The following is a 21,979-nucleotide window of genomic DNA, read 5'->3' as shown; positions in this document are numbered from 1 at the left end:
GCACCAGTCCCGGTGGAATTCGAATGTTGAAATAAAGAACTGTCGCCACCGGCCGCCGCTGAGCGGGTCGGAAGGAAAGGATGTTATAGATAAAATGGTTACCCTGACTGTGGACGACCGGACGATTCAGGCGCCGATTGGTAGCAGTGTGCTGTCGGCCTGTCTGGCGGCTGGTATCACCATCCCTCATCTGTGCTGGTTGGAGGCGGATACCCCGGATACCGCTTCGGCTTCATGTAGATTATGCTTTGTGGAAATCGACGGTTTCAAGGAGCCGGTGACGTCCTGTACGGTAACCGTGGAAGACGGGATGACGGTCCGCACCGACACCGAAGCGGTGCGGGACCTGCAACGGACGGCCTTTAAGCTGCTGCTTTCTGTGCACCGGGTGGACTGCAAACACTGTCCGGCCAACAAGGCCTGCAGCCTTCAACAGATTGCCAAGTTTCTAAAGGTGGGGCTGAGCTGCAAGCCCTTTGAGCAGGTCCTCAAAGAACCGGAGGTGGACTCCCGCCATCCACTTTTTGACTATTACCCCAATCGATGCGTACTGTGCGGGATCTGTGTCAAACAGTGCGGCCAGGCAAATGAAGATTCATGGCTAAGTTTTGCTGGCCGCGGGTTCGAGACTGTGGTAGGTTATTTTGATGTGAACCCGGATGCCGCCACTCACTGCGCATCATGCCGTGCCTGTATCACGGCTTGCCCTACCGGTGCGTTGGTAGAAAAAGAAAACATCGCCGATTCCCAGTGATGGCATATTGAATCGATGAACTCTTCAGGAACCACCCATGGCCAGAATTCTTGTAATCGATGATGATGATACTGTTCGCCTTTCCGTGCGGTTGGCGCTTGAAGATGCCGAACACGATGTGGATGAAGCGCCCAATGGTGCAGAAGGCTTGGACCGATTAAAAGTCCAAGTGGCGGATCTGGTGGTGACGGATATCTTCATGCCCGAAAAAGAGGGCCTGGAGACCATTGACGAAATCAGGCGTGATTATCCGCAGGTAAAAATTATCGCCATTTCCGGAGGGGGGCGCATAGACCCCCAGGACTACCTTGAAATTGCCAGGCAGTTGGGGGCGGACCGCGTCCTGTTCAAGCCCTTTGATATTCAATTGCTGTTGGATGTGGTTGACGAATTATTGAAAGGTAACGCCGGGGATTAATTGGGGACGTTGTTTTGTATCGTTTCCAATTGATTGAAGAACTGATCCACGTCCAAAAAACCTTCCGGGGAGATGGGAAAGACCGCCATGGCTTCGATCATGGGATTGCGAATTTTGGTGAATTCCCCCTCCAATTCCACATAAGGCCTGGCCCGATCATCTTCAAGAAGCCGCATCAGAGCCCCAATGCGGGTCATCAGGGAAAAAAACTTGGAGCCCATGTTGTCAAACTCCTGGGCAATGGCCACACCAAAGCGATTGACGGCATTGTCGGCAAAATGTACCGTCTGTACCTGCCCGGTTTCTTCATCCACAATTTCCAGACCCTCACCCGGCGTGTGTTTCAGGGGCATTTGATTCAGCGCTGCAGCATTGCCCACTTTCAGGGCATATAAGAGCTCATCGGGTTCAACAGGCATGTTCCATTGGGCCATGATGGCAGGCTCCGTTCGTTAAAAGGGGTTGGTCAGCAAAAATGTTTACCAACCTTTTTATATCATAACTGGTCGCATGGCCGCTGGCAATACCCAATCGTATCCAACACAGGGCCGTCGCAGGTAAAATCAAAAACCGGCCGCTGCTGAACAAGCATCATTGCCGAAAGTGGAAAAATGCCAACGCCCAAATGTCAAATCAAGGAGATCTGGCAATGGATCAACCGTTGTTGACGTGCTATGGAACCTCGATGCAGCGCGTAGAGCGGGGCTTGACAGCCCTCCAAAATGGTCAAGACCTGATTATCACTTTTGCCGATACCCATGGCATGCCGGTGCTGACCATAGCCGACCTTTTGGATTACCGTTGGGCGTCGATGCGAGAGACCGGGTGATGCATATTATCGATTTAAGTCATGCGCTTGAACCTAACATGCCCCTTTACCCGGGAACCGCGGCCCCGCGCTTTGAGGAAACCGCCAGCATCGAAAACGATGGGTACCGGGAAAAACGCATCAGCCTGTGTGTGCATACAGGTACCCATGTTGACGCGCCGGCCCACCTGATCAAAGGGGCGCAAACACTGGATCAACTACCGCTGGAAATGTTTTACGCGGAAGCGTTGCTGCTCAATGTCAGTGCACCAGGCAAGCTGGTCATTACCATGGATGATTTGACTGCCCTTGACAGCAAACGCAAAGACGGGCGGTTTCTACTGTTGCGTACCGATTGGAGCCGCCACTGGGGGTGTGAGGATTACTTTTCCGGTTATCCGACATTATCGCAAGCGGCGGCACGCTGGTTGGCACAAACGGGCATAATCGGTGTGGGGCTGGATGCGCTTTCCGCCGATCCGCTGGACGCGCCTGCTTTACCGATTCACCATATACTGCTGGGCGCAGGGATGATTATTGTCGAAAATCTGACCCACCTTTCGGCTTTGCCGGAAAAGGGATTTATTTTTTCATGCCTGCCGCTCAACATTGTTGATGCGGACGGCTCGCCGGTGCGTGCCGTGGCCGTACTCTCTTAAGGATTTTTTCATGTTTACAAAAGTTTGCGGGTTGACCACCCGGCAGCAGATCGACAAGGCCATTTCCTATGGCTATGATGCCATCGGCATTGTGACCTATGCCAAAAGCAAGCGCTACTGTCCCCATGCCAAGGCACTGGAACTGGCGATGCATGCCAAGGGACGCGTAAAAACAGTCGTTGTGGGCAAAACATACGAGGATGTCAAGGATGTCGCCTACGCCTTTGATTACACTCAGATTCATGAAGCCCGTCAGGTTCCCCACCTGATCCTGGCCTTGAAGGAAATGCCTCCTGCGGCAATCCAATATGATTACTTCATTTATGATGCCAGTATTGGCAGTGGAACATTCAAACCGTTTCCCGAATGGGTCAAGACGATGGCAGACAAGATTATCCTTGCCGGCGGCCTGAACCCGCAAAATGTCTGCGCTGTCATCAAAGCGATCAGGCCCTTTGGGGTGGATGTGTCCAGCGGGGTGGAAACACAGGGCGTAAAAGATTTTGGGTTGATGAAGGCGTTTATTGATGCCGTTAGAAACTGCCTGGACTAAGGAGGCACCATGGATGTCGAATTCAAATATGATTGCCAGGGGGTCGACTGGCAGATGATCGCTGATATGCTGGCGCGCGTGGGAATGACTCACTTTGATCCCCAATTGCACCGCAAAGCCTTTGAAAACAGTGCCGTCACCGTTTTTGTCTATCATGCAAAGCAGCTGATCGGCTTTGGACGGGCGATTTCCGACGACGCATACCAGGCGGCGATTTACGATGTGGTGGTTGCGCCGGAATTTCAGCGCAAAGGATTGGGCAATACCATTATCGATACCATTTTGACCCGGCTGCCGTCGTGTAACATCATTTTGTACGCTTCACCCGGGAAAGAGGGGTTTTATGAAAAACATGGACTCAGGAAGATGAAAACCGGTATGGCCCGCTTTACCAATGCGGATCGGATGAAGGCCAGAGGGTTTACGGAATAGTCATTTTTCATGATTCAGGAATTACAGATAAGGTCAGGACACGAATATGCTCTATCAATTTGACGGAAAGCGGCCGCTGGTCGGGGAAAAAGCCTATGTCAGCGATATTGCGCGGGTGATCGGAGATGTGGTCATCGGTGATAACTGCTATATCGGCCACGGCGCCATTTTAAGAGGGGATTACGGTCGTATTGAAATCGGCAGCGGTACCGCGGTAGAGGAAGGTGCGATTCTTCATGCCCCACCGGACGACGTGAATCGTATCGGTCAACAGGTGACCATCGGTCATGGTGCGGTGGTGCATGGCAAACAGATCGGTGATTTTGCCGTTATCGGCATGGGGGCGATTCTGAGCATTTTTTCTGAAATCGGGGAGTGGGCGATCGTTGCCGAAGGCAGCGTGGTAAAAATGAGGCAATCAATTCCACCGCGGGTTATCGCTGCAGGCAATCCTGCCCGGGTTGTCCGAGGCCTGAGTGAAAAAAATCAGGAGTTCTGGACATGGGGGAAGCAGCTTTACATTGATCTGGCAGAAAAATATCTGAATATTGGCATGCAACCGTTGCCGGATCAAAAAGATAAATAAGGACTATCAGATGAAGAATTACGATGCGTTTCCAGTTGATGCATTGATGAATATCACCTCCCGGCCCGAGCTGGTGTTTATCCGGGGACAAGGATCCTGGCTATGGGACAATACCGACAAACGCTATCTTGATTTTGTGCAGGGATGGGCGGTTAACTGCCTGGGGCACTGTCCGGCGGTGATTGCCGATACCCTGGCCAGGCAGGCGCGCCGGCTGATCACGCCCAGCCCGGCATTTTATAATCAACCGGCGATTGAATTGGCGGCGCGTATTGTGGAGAACAGCTGTTTTGCGAAGGTGTTTTTCGCCAACAGTGGGGCAGAGGCCAATGAAGGTGCCATCAAACTGGCGCGCAAGTGGGGCGCTTTGAACAAGGCCGGTGCCCATGAGATCATTACCTTTGATAATTCATTTCATGGACGTACGTTGGCGACCATGTCGGCATCGGGAAAACCGCAATTCAAAGACCTTTTTGAGCCCAAGGTGCCGGGATTTTTCAAGGCGACAATCAACGACCTGGATTCGGTGACAGACTTGATTTCCGATCGAACCGTCGCCGTGATGATCGAGCCGGTTCAGGGGGAAGCCGGTGTGATTGCCGCCAGTGACGCGTTTCTCAGGGAGCTTCGTGAACTGACCCGTCGCGAGGGGGTGTTGCTGATCGTGGATGAGATCCAGACCGGTATGGGACGTACCGGAACACTGTGGGGACATCAGCACGCCGGTATCGAACCGGACATCATGACCCTTGGCAAAATGCTAGGCGGTGGTGTGCCGCTGGCCGCCCTGGTGGCGACACGAGCGGTTACGTGTTTTGCGCCAGGCGACCAGGGCGGAACGTTCAACGGTAATCCACTGATGACCGCGGTGGGGGGGGCCATCATGGATACGGTTCTGGCACCCGGTTTTCTGGAAGACGTGAATGAAAAAGGGGATTATCTCCGGGCTGGATTGGTGGCCTTGTCCGAGCGCTATCAACTAGGCGGTGTCCGTGGGCGGGGACTATTGGTGGCCCTGGATTTGAAGCGGGAAAGGGCCGGTGAAATCGTCGATCGAGCAAGAGATGCCGGATTGCTTCTCAACGCGCCACGCCCTCAGACGCTGCGTTTTATGCCGGCCCTGACGGTTTCAGTCGAGGAGATCGATACCATGCTAGAAATTCTGAATGAAGTCGTTGCTGAGTCAAGAATAATAACTTGAATATATGGTGTAAAATGATAATGTTAAAAGTGTTATCCCAACCGCCGTGAAGCGATGGGACTAATCAGCCAATGGGAGTTGTTCCAGAAAGGTGTTCCCATGCCAGTGTACAAACGATCTTTTATTGAAAGGCGGAGCGGTAAGGACAGGCGACAGACTTTTTCATTCAAACGGTTTTCATTTAATCGGCTGGATCGACGCAAAGTCCATGAAAGACGCTCTCGAATCGAACGACGTAAAAACTGGGTCCGCATCAGTAAATGGTCCAGCGCACCGTTAAAGCAGTTAAAAATATCCAAATATCTATTGAAAAAGATCAGCCTCACCAAAAACATGCCTAACAAATAAACTCCCAACCATGTTGTTGGCGATATACGGGGCGATAAATACGGCTGTAAACCAGCAACGCCGGTAACAGCCGTTGTTATCATGCCCGGTGCATCATTTTACAGCTAACATACTAATTGAAATTGCAAATCATACTGTCCAGTGCGTTGTATGGGATGAAGGTCAACGACGTTTGTCTGGCCAAATAACCGGGGACAGCAATACCGGGTGAATACTGTGCGTAATCCAAAAAAGTTCTGCCGTCAATGCGTACTTTCATGCCGGGTTGAGGCGCATTTAGCGGAATCACAGCATGGGCATGCCGAAACTTTTCGGAAAGATCTTCGTATCCCATTTGTTTTGCTTGATCACCGATACTGACCTCCAGATAGTGTCGACTGCCTTTTTTGACTTTATGGCCATATAATTCACTGATACGCGTTAGTAGCAAATTGACTCGATTATCCATTGTTCTCCTCCGTTTCGTTTTTTTGATTAAAAGTAATTCCCAACCGGAGAGCGCACAATATTTGTAAGTTAGCTGTAAAGTGATGGGGTGACCCTACCAATGTAAGGTTGTAGGGAAGATTGCACTTGGAAAGGATGACCAAATAGAGGTCGATTGTGAATGACCATCAATACCTGTCTGCAGATATTGATCCTGCCAGTGGTGCCAGGCTGAATCGTTTGAAATCACAGGCACTGGCATTGATTCGCCGTGACCTCATCACGGATCCCAACCTTCACGATGATGCGGAAATCGCTGTTCTCGCTGACTACGATGGCATGGATGCAAACGCCTTTTTGGCTCAATTGCGCACGTTCAGTCTTATTTTGAATCACCTGGAAAAAAATGATGCTTATCAGGAAATGATTCGCCTGTTAGCAGGCCTGCTGCGACTTGGTATTTGCAAGGTTTCTCCTGAGGCGCTGGATGCGGTGACGATTTTGCGAGATGGGCTAAGGATGAATGTGGATCGTCGCGTAACGCTTCTTGGCACGATGAATCGTGAATTGTCGATGATCGTATCCGCTTGCAAAGAGACTTTTATAACGGAAAAGCGGTTGGGGGCGATCGAAAAATTGATCAACGCGCCCACCCAGGAGAACCTTAACGCTGTTTCCCATGCATTTCAACTGCCGGTTAAGGAAACTGAAAGAATAATGCGCCTGGCCGGCAACGGTCTTGGTGAGCATAAAAATTGTATTCGCTCGGTATTCAAAATGTCGCTCGAAGAATTGGCCTTTCATGGTACGCTTGCATTTGAATTGTCATGGTGCGTCCTAAAAAATATAAATGGAAGAAAGGATCGGATTGCTTTCCTCAATGCCATGCAACATCTGATCCGCTGCATCCAACGTCCCAAATCCGCACTGCGCTTCCTATTGGATGATTTTTGTCGATTTCCCAACACTGTTGTTATATCGGATCGCAATATTATGATGCTCGTCAATGCACTTTTACGGACTTACAACAAAGAGCTTGATGTTGATATTGAGATAACTCCCGAGGAGGTGCTACGTGTTCGCAACGGATTGGATCCGGATATTGTCAACTACGCCCAATTCCGAATTGATAAGCTGGAAACCCGGTTTGCTGCCAAAGTACGTACAATTCATGAAAAACTGATTGCTCTTCTAAAAAATCCACTTCAGGCCAAAACAGACTTCTCGATTCGCCATTTGCTTTTTCTTGAAAGAGAGATTTTTATCTTTTTATCCTTGATAGCAGGCAAGACCGCTCACCTGATTTTGATTTCTGCATTAAATGAGTATGGTGATCCAGATGTTGGTATCTACCGCTATCCGAAAGCGGCTGATTACCTGCCGGTTCTTTTACAACAATTGAAAATTATTGCCCGCGGCATGGGAAGAATCGGATCGCTCGACGATGCCGTGTTGATGCAGAAAATCAGCGGGCATGGTCTTAAAATAGCAAAATTGTTTGGCGCCAAAGAAAATCAGATGGCTTTGGCGCGAACAATGCGAGGAATTGAGGCTGCCATGCGATGCATCCATCTATCCCATGGACAATCAATCCAATGGAGGATGCCTTACCGTGAATGACATGTTATCCATAAAACGATTGCTTTCCACATTGGAAAAAAAACAGCTGTTATCATTCCAGCAGGTGCGGGACCTTTATGCCAGGCGCGTTGAGTTGGTCGAACAACATGAACGACATCTTAAAAAACCAGGCACTGGATCAACGGACGTCGATGATTCCTTTACCCTTATCGATACCATTGTCGCCTTAAACCTGAAGCGTAAGGATGACCCGCTGAAAGCGCTGGACGAGGATACGATTTATAAAACGTTGGCGGAAAGCTGGGGGGTCCCTTTTGTTAAGATTGATCCATTAAAGCTCGACCTGAATCTGGTTACGACGACCATCCCCATCTCCTTTGCCAAAAATCATCTGGTTTTGCCCATTGAAATCCGTCAGGGAGAACTCATCGTTGCCACCCCGAATCCATCCAATCTTGAAGTCCTGGAGGATATTACCCGCGCGTGCCAGATGAAGGTCAATGCGGTGGTCAGTACCAGGTCGGATATCATCAAGCTGATTGAAGAGTTTTTTGGTTTCAAGCGATCCATCGCTGCGGCTGAGCATCAGTTTGCCGGACCGGCCGTGGATCTGGGCAACCTTGAACGTTTTCTTCACCTTCAGTCCGCCGATGAAGTGCCTTCCAATGACCAGCATGTGGTCAATGCCGTCAACCACCTGTTTATCTATGCTTTCGATCAACGCGCCAGCGATATTCACATCGAACCCAAGCGTGAGGTGAGTCTGGTTAGAATGCGCATAGACGGTGTACTGCATACTGTCTACCGGTTGCCCAAAAACGTGCATTCGGCAATCGTCAGTCGGATTAAGAATTTGTCCGGGCTTGATATGGCGGAAAAGCGTCGTCCGCAGGATGGCCGCATCAAGACCGGAAAAAAAGATGTGGAAGTGGAAATCCGTGTGTCGACCGTGCCGGTTGCATTCGGTGAAAAGGTGGTCATGCGGGTGATGGATCCGGATATTCTGTTCCAGGATCTCGAAAATTTAGGCTTTTCATCAAGGGATATGGCTAAATATGATCAGATTATTTCCCATCCCCATGGCTTGGTGCTGGTTTGTGGGCCTACCGGAAGCGGTAAATCCACAACCTTATACTCGACCCTCAGGAAAATCAGCACCACGAAAGTCAATGTGACCACAATTGAAGATCCCATTGAAATGGTGCATGAGGATTTCAACCAGATTGCCGTTAAACCCCAGCTGGGGATTACCTTTGGATCCATTATGCGCAATATCCTCCGGCAGGATCCGGATATTATCATGATTGGCGAGTTAAGGGATCTGGAAACGGCTGAAAATGCCATCCAGGCGGCATTAACCGGCCATCTGGTGTTTTCTACCCTACACACCAACGATGCCCCGGCATCCATCATACGCCTGATGGATCTGGGCGTTCCGGCGTTCCTCATTCAGGCGACCTTAAGGGGCATTTTATCCCAACGGTTGGTTCGTAAAATTTGTACCGCGTGCAAAGCACCGATTGAGATCGATGCGCAAAGGCTCCGTGAGCTTGGTGTAGACACCGGGAAAACAGGAAAGTTGTCACTTTTTCACGGCAAGGGCTGCCAACAGTGTCGAGGGACCGGATACCTGGGACGGACCACCATCCATGAGGTCCTCGTATACAGCGAAGCCATTAAAGTCCTGACGGTGGCGGATGCAGATCTGGCCGCCCTGACCGACACGTCCCGTGCCCAAGGTATGATATCCTTGCGTGAATGCGCCATTGAGAAATTACTGCAAGGCGTTACAACCTATCAAGAGGTGTTGCGGGTCACATCCGGCGACAATCTGAATTAATCGCAAATGGTCACCCAATGCCAATAAAAAACGCCTGCCTTTTTGAGGCAGGCGTGGTTGGAGCCTGTTGTTATAGAATTCAAGATAATGTTTTTGGACTGCGTTATCGGTCATCGCGGTATTGATTATACAGCTTCCTCCCTCTGGCCTTGCCAAAGACATTATCTTAAACACTATAGTGTGGCGACTTAAGGCTAATTGACTGGCGTTCTGAACCGCTCTCCGGGATCGATATTATGCGATGTCTGGGTAATGACCACGGTGGATGTTGTTTGTTCCGTGTGCAATACCAGCAAGGTGCCAAAATCGTTGGGGGGCAATAATTTGTCCTTGATTTGGCTGTTCTCAAGAACTGTTTTTTGCTGGGTGTAGATGCTGTACTGTTGGCCGGCTTCAATATTGTCCGCTTTGCCCTTGTCAATGAAGGCCAACATGTAGTCACCGGTAAGCACGGTATGCTCTTCGGAGATGATGATTCGACCATCGATGCCAGGCGTGCTGGGCTTCAATTCAATTTTTGGTGATTGTTGGGTGTAGGGCATCAGCATATCGTTTACCATGATGGGGCGAAACGATTTGACGACTTTGGCCAGTATCATATCCGGCTCTTTCTGGGTCAATTCCACGATACCCAATATATAATGCTGGGTTCCAATCGTCTCGGTTGAGTCTTTTTCATCCGTTGGCTGCAGGTACCTGAAAATCGTATGGCGGCTTCCAGGGATGAGAAGATTGACAGGCGCGTCTTCTGACGGGCGAATATAGACGATATCACCTTCGCTGATCATATCCTTTCGGCCTTGCACTTCAAAGATCGTTCCGCTTGGTGATACCGGCGGCTTACGGATAAAACCGATGCGGTCAATGGAAGGATAGAAAAAGAACGGTTTGTTCCTCTTTTTTTTGGCCTTTTTTGACACTGGTTTGACCGGGGCAGGGGGGATGACAACCGGCTGGCTTGAACTGGGCGCTGCTTTTGTGATGGTTTGTGCGCCTTTCTTTTTATACAACCGAATCCGCTCGCCAGGAAAAATCCAGTGCGGGTTGCTGATCTGATCATTTTCTTCCCACAATTCGGGCCACAACCATGGAGAGTCACTAAATTGTTGAGAGAGGCCCCAAAGGGTATCTCCTTTTTGGATGGTGTAATAAAAACCCGTTTCGCTTTCAACCGTTTCAACAGTGTCGGCTGCATGGGAAACAGATGAGAGTAAAAAGGCAAGGAGCAGAAAAACGGAACAAAAAATACTCGATTTCGTTCGGCAATTCATTTGATACCTCATTGATTAAGGGTCATTTAGGCTGAATAACCATGCTTATCTAAAGTATTATCGGCCGCTTCTCAATATCCTAAAACCAATACTTGCAGCTTTTAAGCAAGACGCGTTGACGTGGCCCGAGATGCAATTCTGTTCTGCTTGGATTTATCTGAAGGTTTCAACAATTTTGTCATTATTGATACGGTAACCTGGATTTGCCTGTGTTGTCAAGAGCTTGCCCGTGTCCGTCGAAATAACGCAAAAAGCCCTTGCATGAAGTTTTCATGCAAGGGCTTTTTTTATTCGTACTTGGATTTAGCGTGGCGAACCAAATAGAGTGATGGTGGATTACATCATGCCACCCATGCCACCCATACCACCCATGCCACCCATGCCACCGGCACCAGCGCCAGCCATCGGGTCAGCGGCCTTGTCATCCGGTTTTTCTGCAATCATGGCTTCCGTGGTGAGCATCAACGAGGCAACACTGCCGGCATTCTGAAGGGCAAAGCGAACCACCTTTGTGGGGTCGATCACACCGGCTTCAATCAGGTCTTCATATTCATTGGTGGCTGCGTTGTAGCCCATGGCGTCTTCGGCATTTTTGACTTTGTCGATAACGACGCTGCCTTCGTAACCGGCGTTGGAGGCGATCCGGCGCAGGGGCTCTTCGATGGCGCGCATCACAACCTTGACACCCAGTTTCTGATCGGCTTTGATTTTGATTTTATCCAATGCGGGAAGGGTGCGTACCAGGGCAACGCCACCGCCAGGAACGATGCCTTCTTCAACGGCAGCGCGGGTTGCGTTGAGTGCGTCTTCAACACGGGCCTTTTTCTCTTTCATTTCGGTTTCAGTCGCTGCACCAACGTTGATCACAGCAACGCCACCGATCAGTTTGGCCAGACGTTCCTGGAGTTTTTCACGATCGTAGTCAGAGGTGGTCTCTTCGATCTGAGCCCGAATCTGTTTCACCCGACCTTCCAGAGCGGAACGGGCACCCGCGCCATCGACGATTGTGGTGTTGTCTTTGTCAATCGTTATCCGTTTGGCCTGGCCAAGGTCGGTGATGGTAAGGTTCTCCAATTTGATACCCAGATCTTCGGATACAACCTGGCCGCCGGTAAGAATGGCGATATCTTCGAGCATTGCTTTTCTGCGATCACCAAAACCCGGCGCCTTGACAGCCGCCACCTGCAGGGTGCCGCGCAGTTTATTGACGACCAAGGTGGCCAGCGCTTCACCGTCGACGTCTTCTGCAATAATGACCAGGGGCTTGCCCATCTTGGCCACTTGCTCGAGAACCGGCAGCAGATCTTTCATGTTACTGACTTTTTTCTCATTGATAAGGATGTATGGATCCTCCAAAGAGGCGACCATTTTTTCGGGATCGGTCACGAAGTAGGGAGAAAGGTAACCGCGATCGAACTGCATACCCTCAACCACGTCCAGAGTGGTTTCCATGCCTTTGGCTTCTTCAACGGTGATTACGCCTTCTTTACCGACCTTATTCATGGCTTCGGCGATAATGTTGCCTATGGTCTCGTCGTTGTTGGCGGAAATGGTACCGACCTGGGCGATCTCGCGTTGATCTTTGGTGGGTTTGCTCATTTTGTGCAGTTCTTTAACGGCAGTCTCGACGGCCTTATCAATACCACGCTTGATGGACATGGGATTGTTACCGGCGGCAACCATTTTCTGGCCTTCTTCATAAATGGCACGTGCCAGGACAGTCGCCGTCGTGGTGCCATCACCAGCCATATCACTGGTTTTACTGGCAACTTCTTTGACCATCTGAGCGCCCATGTTTTCGAACTTGTCTTCCAGCTCAATTTCCTTGGCAACGGTTACACCATCTTTGGTCACCGTCGGAGAGCCCCAGGACTTGTCGATGACCACATTTCTTCCTTTAGGTCCTAAGGTAACAACCACTGCATCGGCAAGCGCCTTAACGCCATTGAGCATCGCTTCGCGGGCTTTCATATCATACTTAATTACTTTACCAGCCATTTTACATTACCTCCGTCTATCTGAAATTCGTTAACATCATGTTTGGGGTGGTCGTTACTCGGTGGTCGTTATTCAATAACGCCGAGAACATCGTCTTCGCGCATGATCAAGTACTCTTCACCTTCGATTTTAACTTCCGTTCCCGAGTACTTTCCGAACAAAATACGATCGTCGACCTTGATTTCCAGCGGAACACGGTTGCCGTCCTCACTGACTTTTCCGCTGCCAACCGCTACGACTTTTCCCTCGGCCGGTTTTTCTTTGGCTGTATCCGGGATGATAATTCCGCCCTTGGTTTTGGTTTCTTCTTCGACGCGCTGTACCAAAATTCGATCCTGCAATGGTCTGAGTTTCATGTCTCCATCTCTCCTTTTTCGTTTAAAATCTGTGTTGAATATAATAACTAAAACCTATCATTTAAATTAACGGGAATGTCTATTAAGGCCCGTTTTCAGCAAACTCACATGCGTGTTGATAAATTTTTCAGGAACAAAAGATCAACCAAAATAATCACATGTTATGATTTGTAAAGTGAGGATAATGAACTTTGTTTGCGGGTGCATTGATGTTCATCTGTTGTTCATATCCATTGCTTAAGCGGATTGTCCCCTATATTTCTTAGAGAGCAGCGCTTTATTCCTGGCCTATGCGTCGTTTTTAGCCGCTTGAGAGTCACTACCGTTGGAACTGGTTTTCTCACTGCTGGCGGTTGTACTCGCTGTATCATTTTTTGATGGTGGGGATGTTTTTTTTGAATAGTCCGTTACATACCAGCCGGTTCCTTTGAGATGGAAGCTACTCTGTGAAATCAGCTTGTTCAGCTTTCCAGAACAATGTTTGCAAGTCGTAAGCGGCGCATCAGAAAACTTCTGAATTGCCTCTTCAATTTTCCCGCATTCTGTACACTGATATTCATAGAGCGGCATGTTCAATATCTCCTCTAACTTGGTGCAACCATTAAATATAATAGGGTGATTTGTCGAAATGACAGGTCTAATATATGGCATGTTTTGGCCTTGTCAAGAAAATGAAAGGGGAAAATTAGGAAATGGACTTGATTCCATCAATGGGGGACCGCCAGATCGCATAAAAATCAAGCACGGTATCGAGACCTGGGGTGTTGACAGGCTCAAGGATGGCATGGGTAATGGTGTGCACACGTTGTTCTTCAGCTAGCTTTTCCGCATGACTGGCTTTGAAATTTTGAAGAAAGCGGCTGAAACGAACGATATGAACCAGTTCATGTGTGACGATATACAGGGTAAATGGGGAGAGGGTGAGTTCGGGCTCTTCATCGAGCGTGCTGAGGATCGCATGATCCTGAATGCAGATCTTGTAAAAATCGTAAGTACTTGAGCCCAAAATACCGCCCTTTAGTTTGCCTTCATAGCGAATGATTTGGGCAAATGGGCCATTAACGATCTCACCTTCAGATAGATCGGCTAATGTTTTGACATCAAACCGAGGTCGCAACCACTGGCTTGCCGACATCTTGAAATAATTGCTGACCAGTTCTTCGGCCATGGCAACCATATTGTTAACGACAATCAATTCAGTATTGTTAAATGTTCGTTGAACAACCGTATTTTTCATGAAATTTCTGTAGCATACACCTTTTCAAGGATCAATGCCTTAATCCAATGAATCATGGTCAATTTATTTCTTCTTAGATCCTTATGGTAAAAAAAGATAGACAATACCACAGGGATGGTATAATAGAAAAAAGTTATTCAAATCTCTTAAAAAGAATGGGGGTGATCTGTTGGGTAGCGTAATTAAAAAACGTAGAAAAAAGATGCGCAAGCATAAGCATCGGAAGCTACTGGCCCGCACGAGGCATCAGAGAAGAAAGGGTAAATAATGATACCTTCGTACTTCTGTGATGAACACCGATAAAAAAGCACCGACATGATTCACGTCGGTGCTTTTGATTCCTCTTAAAATTTAAACCTATTTTACCAGTCTTAAATGATTGTCTCCGGGCTATGGCCTTTTTGACTCATATCCCTCATATCCCTTTAAATACTTGAATATTTCCGATTCGGTGGACAGAATAATCGAGCTGTTATTGGACAGCGCTTCGTTGTATACCTCAAGTGTTTTGACGAAGGAGTAAAACTCTGGATCTTTTCCAAACGCTTCCGCATAAAGGCGCGTGGACTCGGCATCTGCCTTTCCTTTGACCTCCTGGGCTCTGCGGTAGGCTCCCGACTCAATGCGTTTTAATTCGCGTTCTTTTTCACCCAATATTTTCTGGGCTTCGCCTTTTCCTTCAGATCTGAATTTTTGCGCAATTTGCTTTCGTTCGGCAATCATCCGATCATAGACGGATTTGCGAACTTCCTCGACGTAGTTGACCCGCTTGATTTTGACGTCTACCAATTCAATCCCAAATTTTTCCAATTTGGGCTTTGCCTGATTGAGAATTCCATTATCGATCTTATCGCGACCAACAAAGACTTGGGAGAAACGCACGGGCTTTTTTTCTTCTTGAGGCTGTGTTGATTGATCCTCGCCAAAATCTTCAAACGTGTCCAGTTCCCGGTTGCTGTTGCGAACCGCCTCGATCAGACGATTGGACGTGATGAAATTTCGCACGGTCGGGTCGATAATTTCATCCAGCCGCTGCTGGGCCCGTTGGACATATCCAACGGTTTTGAAGAAGACAACCGGGTCAACAATTTTCCAGCGGGCGAAGGTGTTCACCCAGATATAGGTTTTGTCCCGGGTGGGAATCTGGCCTGGATCGCCATCCCACTCTTGAAGGTTTCTGGGAAACACCAGGGCTTTTTCGATGATAGGCAGTTTGAACTTGAGTCCCGGATCTGTTTCTGTTCGCTGAACCTTGTCGAAACGGGTCACCACGACTTGTTCGGTCTCATCAACGGTATATGCGCAAACGATCAAGACCAGTACCAATACCCCGATGACGATCAATATTGCTTTTGATTTCATTTTGATTCACCACGATTGTTTCCAAGGTTCAAAAGAGGCAGTACATTCTGCTGGTCGGCATCCACGATAAATTTACGGTCAATTTTAGGCAGCAGCTCTTTTAATGATTCAAGGTAAAGCCGGCGCTTGGTGACATCTTGCGCTTTGACGTATTCACTGTACAAATCCTTGAACCGCGCGGCATCACCCTTGGCCCGGTTGATCCGGTCCAGCGCGTACCCTTCGGCAGCCTTGATTGTTCGTTCGGCTTCACCGCGGGCCGCCGGAATGGCTTTGTTATAGTCCTCCCTGGCCTGGTAAATCATTTTTTCCTTTTCCTGGGTGGCTTGGTTGACCTCGTTGAATGAAGGCTGTACCGGTGTCGGTACGTTGGTCTTTTTCATTTCCACCGTGACAACGTTAATGCCTGTTTCTGCCTGGTCCAGTTCTTCCTGCAAAACCCGGTGGGCCTCTATGGCGATTTCATCGCGCTTGGTGATGACCTCGTTGATGCTGCGATCCCCTACCACCAGACGCATACTGGATTCGGACAGATCGCGTAAGAGCCCTGTGGGTTCTTTGACCTTGAAAAGGTAGTTGTACGGATCCTTGATTTTGTATTGGACAATCCAGGGAACAACAGCCACATTGAGATCACCGGTGAGCATGAGAGAGATGCTGGCCGCATCCGAGTTCGGAGAATAGGTGCTGCCATATGCCTCACGTTCTGATTGAAATCCAAATTCCTCTTTGTAAACACGATCTTGGCGAACCTTGGAGACCTTCTCGATTCCAAAAGGCAGCTTAAAATTCGGTCCAGGCTCGGCGATGCGAACGAATTTTCCAAAGCGCTGCACCACACCAACCGATCCGGATTCAATGGTAAAAAACACTGAATAACCAACAATCAGGGCAACAATCACAACAATAATCAGCAGTGACCCACCAGGCGGTTTAAATTTTTTCAACTGATTGATGATGTCATCCATCTGCGGAGGAACGCCGCCTTGCTGTTGTTGCTGACGGTTCAACTTTTCCCAATCCCAAGCCATTTTAATTCCTTCGTTACCTTGTTAATTAAAGATTGCAGACACCCCTAATTGTCCATGACTGAATCATTAATTATTTTTCTTTGGTGCCTTATCCACGATGGCCAACCGCGTTGGTTGCCAACTATTCAAGACGATTCATAAATCGTAGCTAAACTTAAGATTGCAAAGCGCTTAAGTCAAGGGAAATCACGGATTGCGTCGCATCTGCTTTTCGCATTGCTCGAATTTGAAGGCGATGCGCGTCGGGTTTGGGTTGACTTGTCAGCAGACGATTCTTTATATCCCTATCAGCATACTTATTTTCAGGAAAGTGCGACCCATGATAGAAAAAAAACGTTCGCCAAACAACGCCTTTACACCGGTCGGTCAGGTATTGTCGTCTATTTTAGAACAATGCCGGTCAAAAAATGCGGGCGGCATCGCCCACATCGCACAAGTCTGGCAACAGTCCGTTGGTGCTCCCATTGCGGAAAATGCAAAACCGTATGCCATGAAAGGAACCCTTTTATTGGTGCACGTTTCCAGTTCAGTTTGGTTGCATCAGCTTCAATTTCTAAAAGACGAGTTGATCGATTGTCTAAACCGTGAGCTTGAACAGGGCCAGATAATCGATATGAAATTTAAAATCGGCCCTGTCTAGAAAATTGTCTGTTTATGGAATGTTCAACTCGCGATCGTTTCCTCGATGGCCAGGTCATGCTCCATCAGCCCAGGTCCGGCTACCGCTTTTCGGTGGATGCGGTGATTCTGTCTCACTTGGCCTGCCCGGAACACGGCGACACGGTACTGGATCTGGGTACGGGGTGCGGCGTGATTCCCATTTTGCTTGCCTACCGTCATCCGTCGATTCAGGTCGTCGGGGTCGAAATACAGGATGCGCTGGTGGCCTGTGCCATTCAAAATGTAAAAGAAAACCAGATGGCCCAGCGGATTCAAATCCTTGCCAAAGATATGGTCCAGCTGTCACTTAACGATATCGGTGCGCCGGTTGATGTGGTGGTTTCCAATCCACCGTATCGCAAACTGAACAGTGGTAGAATCAATGCCGATACCCAGCGTGCCGTGGCACGCCATGAATTGAAAATCAATTTGGATTTGCTGCTTTCCACCGCCCGGCGGATGCTGCGCAAGGCGGGCCGCCTGGTGATTATCTACCCGTGTGTCCGAGCCGTCGATCTTATAAGCGCCATGCGCTCGACCGGTCTGGAACCCAAATCGCTGACCATGATTCATTCCAATGCTGGATCGCCGGCTCAGCTGGTGGCCGTTACGGGGATCAAGGGGGGGCGTCCGGGACTTGAGGTCTCCTGCCCCCTTTATTTGTACAACGATGATGGAACCTATACCGCCACCGTTGAAAAAATGTTTAATCCTTAAGTCCGTTCATCACCAACCCCGATCTTACCTTGGGGAAAAAGTAAGTTGACTTTCTGGGCATCACCAACCCTTTTTGAGCAATGTCTTGTACCTGCTCGATTCGTGTTGGATTGAGAATGAACGCCACGTCATAATTGTCGGTGTTAATCGCGTCAATGGCTTTTTCAGCGGTGCTGGCATATCCAATCAACTTTTCATTGTCCAGCCGTTGTTGATCAAATCCAAGCACCTTCATGAAAATCAACCGTGTCAGGACGGTCACATCCAACGACCGCAGGGCGATATCCAGCTCGTCACCAAAAAGGTCATCCATCACGCCGGGTTTTAAGGATAGGATATAATAAACAGGAGCACGGTGAGCATAGACACCAATGGCCTGGCGACTGGCACCGTCGCTCAAATCCGCCAGAAAGCGTTGTTCAACTTCCTTGCGATCAGCAGGTGTGAATGGATACTCGGCAATTTCAAAGTAAGTGCGGGATGCATCGATGGCCTGCTGCAACGCGTCAGCACTGACCGCTTTAAGCAGACGATGCGCGGGCAGAATAATTAACCCCGGATCACTCATGCTGCAAAGGTACATCATTACATAATTGGCCGGATGCTGATCATCGAACGAGGGATCGGTTGCCTGTAAATGTTTCTTGAAATTCAAAGATGTTTCATAGCGGTGGTGTCCGTCGGCAATGAAGAGTCGCTTGGGTTGCAGGGCTTCAGTAATTTGATGATGAATCGCCGGATCGGTGACCCGCCAAAGCTGGTGTCGGTGATTCTGTTCATCAACAAAGTCAACGATAGGAGATGCGTTGTGTACGGCCCCTTCAAGGGTGGCAAAAATTTCGCCTTCGTCCGGATACAGGGAAAAAATTGGACAATAATTACAGTGTGTGGCTTTGAGCAGTTGAAGCCTTTCGGAGCGTACTTTGGAAAACGTTTTCTCATGGGGCAGAACAATACGCTTTTCAAAGGGTTCGATACCGACCCGGGCAATTACGCCGTAACGGGTAATGGTTTCCCCGGCATGCGTGTAGGTGATTGCCTTTACGTACAATGCCGGCTGATCATCCTTTTTGAGGATTCCCTCCTCTTGCCATTGCCGAAAAAAGGCCGCTGAGCGGGTATGGGGGTTGTCTTCGGCGCTGTCGGCATCGGTTGCCTGATTAAGGATCAGGCGAACGATGTTGTTTGGATGGCGCTCGTAAAAAGCCGATTGTTCATCAGGGGAGATAACATCATACGGTGGTGTCGTGACAGCACCAGTGTCGGAGATCATTTCCGGATTGTATAAAATTCCTTGAAAAGGCAAGACGGTGGCCATGAACTGTCGTTTCCTTTCTTTGATCAGTGAATGCATTATGCCAAACGCACTCGATACTATAGATTGCATCGTCAGTTCAAGGATAATTCGAATCAATCATCGACTATCAAACTTAAGGCTTGACAAAGAGGCTGAAAAAAGGATACCAGAGGCTTTTTATTGCTGATGCCTGCAAGCGGGAAGGAGAGGTGGCCGAGTTGGCTGAAGGCGTCGGTCTCGAAAACCGGTGCTCGGTATTCCCGAGCCGTGGGTTCGAATCCCACCCTCTCCGCCATTTCCGGTTGCTACGGGAGAGGGGGATGCCAGATCAATCCACTTGACCGAGGCTGTTCGGCACCAGCGCAGTTCTAATACATTTTTTATTTGCGGAGAGATGTCCGAGTTGGCTGAAGGAGCACGACTGGAAATCGTGTGTGTCGTTTATAGCGGCACCGAGGGTTCGAATCCCTCTCTCTCCGCCATTTTCTTTCCTTTCGAAATTTTTACGGAACCATCAACTTCCGGCTACCATCACCACTTTGACAGTCCACGATAAGCCTTTTAATGACCAACGCGATTTGCCTCGTGCGGGCTTTATTGTCAACGGTTATCATCGTATAATTCAATCGTTGCGTATTCTTGACTTGCTTGCGGCTTTATGGGAATTAGTTTTGCTCCCCAGGTTGCCTGTTGTCATCCTATGGGATACAGTATAGCAGCAATTCGGTATTCGAGGATTTTCCTTTATGTCATATCTAGTATTGGCAAGAAAATACCGGCCGCAGACCTTTGACCAGGTGGTCGGGCAGACGCACGTTACACAGACGTTGACCAACGCCATCCAGAGTCAGCGGGTGGCCCATGCTATTTTATTCTCCGGGCCACGGGGAACCGGCAAAACCACGATTGCACGAATCCTGGCCAAAGCCATGAACTGCGAGAAAGGGCCCACCGCCACGCCATGCAATGCCTGTCGTTCCTGTTTGGACATCACGGCCGGGCGGGGTGTGGATGTCTTCGAGATTGACGGTGCCTCAAACAACAGCGTCGATCAGGTTCGTGAACTGAGGGATAACAGCCGGTATATGCCGGCCCACAGCCGCTATAAAATATACATTATTGACGAAGTGCATATGCTCAGCATCGCGGCTTTCAACGCGCTGCTAAAAACCCTCGAGGAACCGCCGGATCATGTGATGTTTTTGTTCGCCACCACCGAGGTTCATAAAATTCCCATCACCATTTTGTCCCGTTGTCAGCGGCATGATTTGCGGCGTATTGCCTTGTCGGCCATTGTCGAGCAGATGGAAACGATTTGCCGGCAGGAGTCGTTTACCCTATCGGCGGGGAACCTATGGGCGGTTGCTCGCGAATCCGGCGGTAGCATGCGTGATGCCTTGAGTTTGCTTGATCAGATACTGGCCTGCAGTGATGGCGGACTGGGCGATGACGATGTGTTGAACCTGTTGGGGACCATGGATCGCAAGATCCTTTTCGATTTGTCTGAGGCGGTGTTTGCCAGGGATATTGCCCGTATCCTGGACATTGTCGATACGGTTTTTAAAACCGGTCAGGACATGAAACGGTTTTACGCCGACCTGTTGATGCATTTTCGTTATTTGATGCTGATCAAAATGGGGGCCCGCTCTGAAACGCTGGCGGATCTGTCGCCCAACGATCTGGAGACGCTGGGTGAGCAGGCAAAAGGTGTTTCCCTGGCGTTTATGGATCAGATCTTCACCCTGCTGTTCAATGCCGAACAGCGCGTCCGGTCGGCCAGCCAGCCCCGCTTGGCCGTTGAGATGGTTTTTTTCAAGATTCACCAGATCACACCGGCACTGCCGATTGATGTGTTGATCGAACGCATGGACAGCCTTTTAAGCCATCCCGCTTTGCAGGCGCCGGTATCAAACTCAACCATTGTCGAGGCGCAATCTGCCTATGGGCAGGCGCCAGTCACACCAGCGGCGCCGGCTCCTTTGGCCAGTAATGCTGAGGCATCGGTGGTCGATGCCCCGGTCGTCGGCCAGGACCAAGCGGATGCTAAAAAAGCAGATGGAACCGCAAACGCGGTTGAAACGCATGACCCCTGGAAGCAGGTGATTGATCAGATTGGGAAGGCCAAGCCATCCATTGCCGCCGCGTTGTCCCGAGCGCAATTGCGGTCTGTGTCACCGGAAAAATTTGTTGTCGCCATACAGGACAATGAATACACGTTGAAGCTGATAAAAAAGAATCTCGATTGGGTTGAAGCGATTTGCCGCCAACATGCGGACCGCGACATTAAAATTGACTTTGCCGACGATAAAAAGGACGACGCCCAGGTGGCAACAGCAAAATCAAAGGCCAACGAACTTCGACAGCAATTGCTAAACCATCCCCTGGTGGCGGATGCCGTGGATATTTTTAGTGGAAAAATTGAAGATATTAAAATCAAATAGGAG

Annotated in this window: 25 protein-coding genes and 2 tRNA genes; 16 read left to right on the top strand and 11 right to left on the bottom strand. The window is 49.3% G+C overall.

Going from position 1 to position 21,979, the window contains the following annotated elements; translation table 11 throughout:
• The first annotated feature begins 94 nt into the window (after positions 1 to 94).
• Together Dvar_RS31085 and Dvar_RS31080 are read left to right on the top strand one after the other, a co-directional pair.
• Positions 95 to 754: a 2Fe-2S iron-sulfur cluster-binding protein gene (locus Dvar_RS31085; RefSeq protein ID WP_419657011.1), complete on the top strand. Its 660-nt coding sequence runs from the start codon at positions 95 to 97 to the stop codon at positions 752 to 754.
• 37 nt (positions 755 to 791) lie between these two features.
• Entirely contained in the window at positions 792 to 1,172 is a 381-nt protein-coding gene (locus Dvar_RS31080) for a response regulator (RefSeq protein WP_419657010.1), read from the top strand.
• Here the strand turns inward: Dvar_RS31080 and Dvar_RS31075 are convergent.
• Entirely contained in the window at positions 1,169 to 1,606 is a 438-nt protein-coding gene (locus Dvar_RS31075; RefSeq protein ID WP_419657009.1) for a hypothetical protein, read from the bottom strand. The genes Dvar_RS31080 and Dvar_RS31075 overlap by 4 nt on opposite strands.
• Positions 1,607 to 1,821: 215 nt before the next feature.
• On the opposite strand from Dvar_RS31075, the gene Dvar_RS31070 reads away from it, so the two are divergent.
• Genes Dvar_RS31070 through Dvar_RS31045 form a run of 6 tightly spaced genes read left to right on the top strand, consistent with a single transcriptional unit; the run spans position 1,822 to position 5,411 of the window.
• Complete coding sequence (locus Dvar_RS31070) at positions 1,822 to 2,001, top strand: hypothetical protein (protein WP_419657008.1); 180 nt, start codon at positions 1,822 to 1,824, stop codon at positions 1,999 to 2,001.
• Positions 2,001 to 2,639 (top strand): cyclase family protein, encoded by a 639-nt coding sequence (locus tag Dvar_RS31065; protein ID WP_419657007.1) that lies wholly within the window; start codon positions 2,001 to 2,003, stop codon positions 2,637 to 2,639. Before Dvar_RS31070 ends, Dvar_RS31065 begins: the two co-directional genes overlap by 1 nt.
• A gap of 10 nt (positions 2,640 to 2,649) precedes the next feature.
• Positions 2,650 to 3,192 carry a phosphoribosylanthranilate isomerase gene (locus Dvar_RS31060; protein ID WP_419657006.1) on the top strand — a complete coding sequence of 181 codons (543 nt, stop codon included), beginning with the start codon at positions 2,650 to 2,652 and terminating at the stop codon, positions 3,190 to 3,192.
• A gap of 9 nt (positions 3,193 to 3,201) precedes the next feature.
• Positions 3,202 to 3,624: a GNAT family N-acetyltransferase gene (locus tag Dvar_RS31055; RefSeq protein WP_419657005.1), complete on the top strand. Its 423-nt coding sequence runs from the start codon at positions 3,202 to 3,204 to the stop codon at positions 3,622 to 3,624.
• A 46-nt stretch (positions 3,625 to 3,670) separates the two neighbouring features.
• The gene (locus tag Dvar_RS31050) at positions 3,671 to 4,210 is read left to right on the top strand and encodes a gamma carbonic anhydrase family protein (RefSeq protein ID WP_419657004.1); all 540 of its coding nucleotides are present in this window, start codon (positions 3,671 to 3,673) and stop codon (positions 4,208 to 4,210) included.
• Between the two features lie 10 nt (positions 4,211 to 4,220).
• Complete coding sequence (locus Dvar_RS31045) at positions 4,221 to 5,411, top strand: acetylornithine transaminase (RefSeq protein WP_419657003.1); 1,191 nt, start codon at positions 4,221 to 4,223, stop codon at positions 5,409 to 5,411.
• Positions 5,412 to 5,443: 32 nt separating this feature from the next.
• Here the strand turns inward: Dvar_RS31045 and Dvar_RS31040 are convergent, their stop codons facing one another.
• Positions 5,444 to 5,842 (bottom strand): hypothetical protein, encoded by a 399-nt coding sequence (locus Dvar_RS31040; RefSeq protein WP_419657002.1) that lies wholly within the window; start codon positions 5,840 to 5,842, stop codon positions 5,444 to 5,446.
• Positions 5,843 to 5,871: 29 nt separating this feature from the next.
• The gene (locus Dvar_RS31035) at positions 5,872 to 6,207 is read right to left on the bottom strand and encodes a hypothetical protein (RefSeq protein WP_419657001.1); all 336 of its coding nucleotides are present in this window, start codon (positions 6,205 to 6,207) and stop codon (positions 5,872 to 5,874) included.
• Positions 6,208 to 6,362: 155 nt separating this feature from the next.
• Here Dvar_RS31035 and Dvar_RS31030 point away from each other — a divergent pair, with 155 nt between their 5' ends.
• Together Dvar_RS31030 and Dvar_RS31025 are read left to right on the top strand one after the other, a co-directional pair.
• Positions 6,363 to 7,805 carry a hypothetical protein gene (locus Dvar_RS31030; RefSeq protein ID WP_419657000.1) on the top strand — a complete coding sequence of 481 codons (1,443 nt, stop codon included), beginning with the start codon at positions 6,363 to 6,365 and terminating at the stop codon, positions 7,803 to 7,805.
• A 1-nt stretch (position 7,806) separates the two neighbouring features.
• Complete coding sequence (locus Dvar_RS31025; RefSeq protein ID WP_419664184.1) at positions 7,807 to 9,606, top strand: GspE/PulE family protein; 1,800 nt, start codon at positions 7,807 to 7,809, stop codon at positions 9,604 to 9,606.
• Positions 9,607 to 9,800: 194 nt separating this feature from the next.
• On the opposite strand, the gene Dvar_RS31020 is transcribed toward Dvar_RS31025, so the two are convergent.
• The 5 genes from Dvar_RS31020 to Dvar_RS31000 form a co-directional block, all read right to left on the bottom strand.
• Positions 9,801 to 10,877, bottom strand: coding sequence for a LysM peptidoglycan-binding domain-containing protein (locus Dvar_RS31020; RefSeq protein WP_419656999.1), 1,077 nt, complete (start codon positions 10,875 to 10,877; stop codon positions 9,801 to 9,803).
• A gap of 336 nt (positions 10,878 to 11,213) precedes the next feature.
• Positions 11,214 to 12,875, bottom strand: coding sequence for a chaperonin GroEL (gene groL, locus Dvar_RS31015; protein ID WP_419656998.1), 1,662 nt, complete (start codon positions 12,873 to 12,875; stop codon positions 11,214 to 11,216).
• 68 nt (positions 12,876 to 12,943) lie between these two features.
• A complete protein-coding gene (groES, locus tag Dvar_RS31010; RefSeq protein WP_419656997.1) occupies positions 12,944 to 13,231 on the bottom strand; it encodes a co-chaperone GroES in 288 nt (95 codons plus the stop codon).
• A gap of 288 nt (positions 13,232 to 13,519) precedes the next feature.
• Positions 13,520 to 13,801: an FmdB family zinc ribbon protein gene (locus tag Dvar_RS31005; protein WP_419656996.1), complete on the bottom strand. Its 282-nt coding sequence runs from the start codon at positions 13,799 to 13,801 to the stop codon at positions 13,520 to 13,522.
• 115 nt (positions 13,802 to 13,916) lie between these two features.
• The gene (locus Dvar_RS31000; protein WP_419656995.1) at positions 13,917 to 14,468 is read right to left on the bottom strand and encodes a hypothetical protein; all 552 of its coding nucleotides are present in this window, start codon (positions 14,466 to 14,468) and stop codon (positions 13,917 to 13,919) included.
• 169 nt (positions 14,469 to 14,637) lie between these two features.
• Here Dvar_RS31000 and Dvar_RS30995 point away from each other — a divergent pair, with 169 nt between their 5' ends.
• On the top strand, positions 14,638 to 14,736 hold the full coding sequence (locus tag Dvar_RS30995; protein WP_073474648.1) for a 30S ribosomal protein bS22: 99 nt from the start codon (positions 14,638 to 14,640) through the stop codon (positions 14,734 to 14,736).
• A 122-nt stretch (positions 14,737 to 14,858) separates the two neighbouring features.
• Here the strand turns inward: Dvar_RS30995 and hflC are convergent, their stop codons facing one another.
• Both hflC and hflK read right to left on the bottom strand, forming a co-directional pair.
• On the bottom strand, positions 14,859 to 15,830 hold the full coding sequence (gene hflC, locus Dvar_RS30990; protein WP_419656994.1) for a protease modulator HflC: 972 nt from the start codon (positions 15,828 to 15,830) through the stop codon (positions 14,859 to 14,861).
• Positions 15,827 to 16,861 carry an FtsH protease activity modulator HflK gene (hflK, locus tag Dvar_RS30985; protein WP_419656993.1) on the bottom strand — a complete coding sequence of 345 codons (1,035 nt, stop codon included), beginning with the start codon at positions 16,859 to 16,861 and terminating at the stop codon, positions 15,827 to 15,829. The genes hflC and hflK overlap by 4 nt, the downstream gene beginning before the upstream one ends.
• 319 nt (positions 16,862 to 17,180) lie before the next feature.
• Between hflK and Dvar_RS30980 the strand changes: the two genes are divergently transcribed.
• Both Dvar_RS30980 and Dvar_RS30975 read left to right on the top strand, forming a co-directional pair.
• On the top strand, positions 17,181 to 17,501 hold the full coding sequence (locus tag Dvar_RS30980; protein WP_419656992.1) for a DUF721 domain-containing protein: 321 nt from the start codon (positions 17,181 to 17,183) through the stop codon (positions 17,499 to 17,501).
• Positions 17,502 to 17,515: 14 nt separating this feature from the next.
• A complete protein-coding gene (locus tag Dvar_RS30975) occupies positions 17,516 to 18,238 on the top strand; it encodes a tRNA1(Val) (adenine(37)-N6)-methyltransferase (protein ID WP_419656991.1) in 723 nt (240 codons plus the stop codon).
• On the opposite strand, the gene Dvar_RS30970 is transcribed toward Dvar_RS30975, so the two are convergent.
• The gene (locus Dvar_RS30970) at positions 18,228 to 19,556 is read right to left on the bottom strand and encodes a DUF1015 domain-containing protein (RefSeq protein ID WP_419656990.1); all 1,329 of its coding nucleotides are present in this window, start codon (positions 19,554 to 19,556) and stop codon (positions 18,228 to 18,230) included. The genes Dvar_RS30975 and Dvar_RS30970 overlap by 11 nt on opposite strands.
• A 182-nt stretch (positions 19,557 to 19,738) precedes the next feature.
• Here Dvar_RS30970 and Dvar_RS30965 point away from each other — a divergent pair.
• The 3 genes from Dvar_RS30965 to dnaX all read left to right on the top strand — a co-directional run bounded on the left by Dvar_RS30965 (position 19,739) and on the right by dnaX (position 21,976).
• Positions 19,739 to 19,830, top strand: a tRNA-Ser gene (locus Dvar_RS30965).
• Between the two features lie 93 nt (positions 19,831 to 19,923).
• Positions 19,924 to 20,017 (top strand) — tRNA-Ser (locus tag Dvar_RS30960).
• 264 nt (positions 20,018 to 20,281) lie between these two features.
• Positions 20,282 to 21,976 (top strand): DNA polymerase III subunit gamma/tau, encoded by a 1,695-nt coding sequence (gene dnaX / locus Dvar_RS30955; protein ID WP_419656989.1) that lies wholly within the window; start codon positions 20,282 to 20,284, stop codon positions 21,974 to 21,976.
• The last annotated feature ends 3 nt before the right edge of the window (positions 21,977 to 21,979 follow it).

Source organism: Desulfosarcina variabilis str. Montpellier (assembly GCF_048565275.1).
Lineage (GTDB): Bacteria > Desulfobacterota > Desulfobacteria > Desulfobacterales > Desulfosarcinaceae > Desulfosarcina > Desulfosarcina variabilis.
This window is presented reverse-complemented; position numbering and strand designations above follow the sequence as displayed.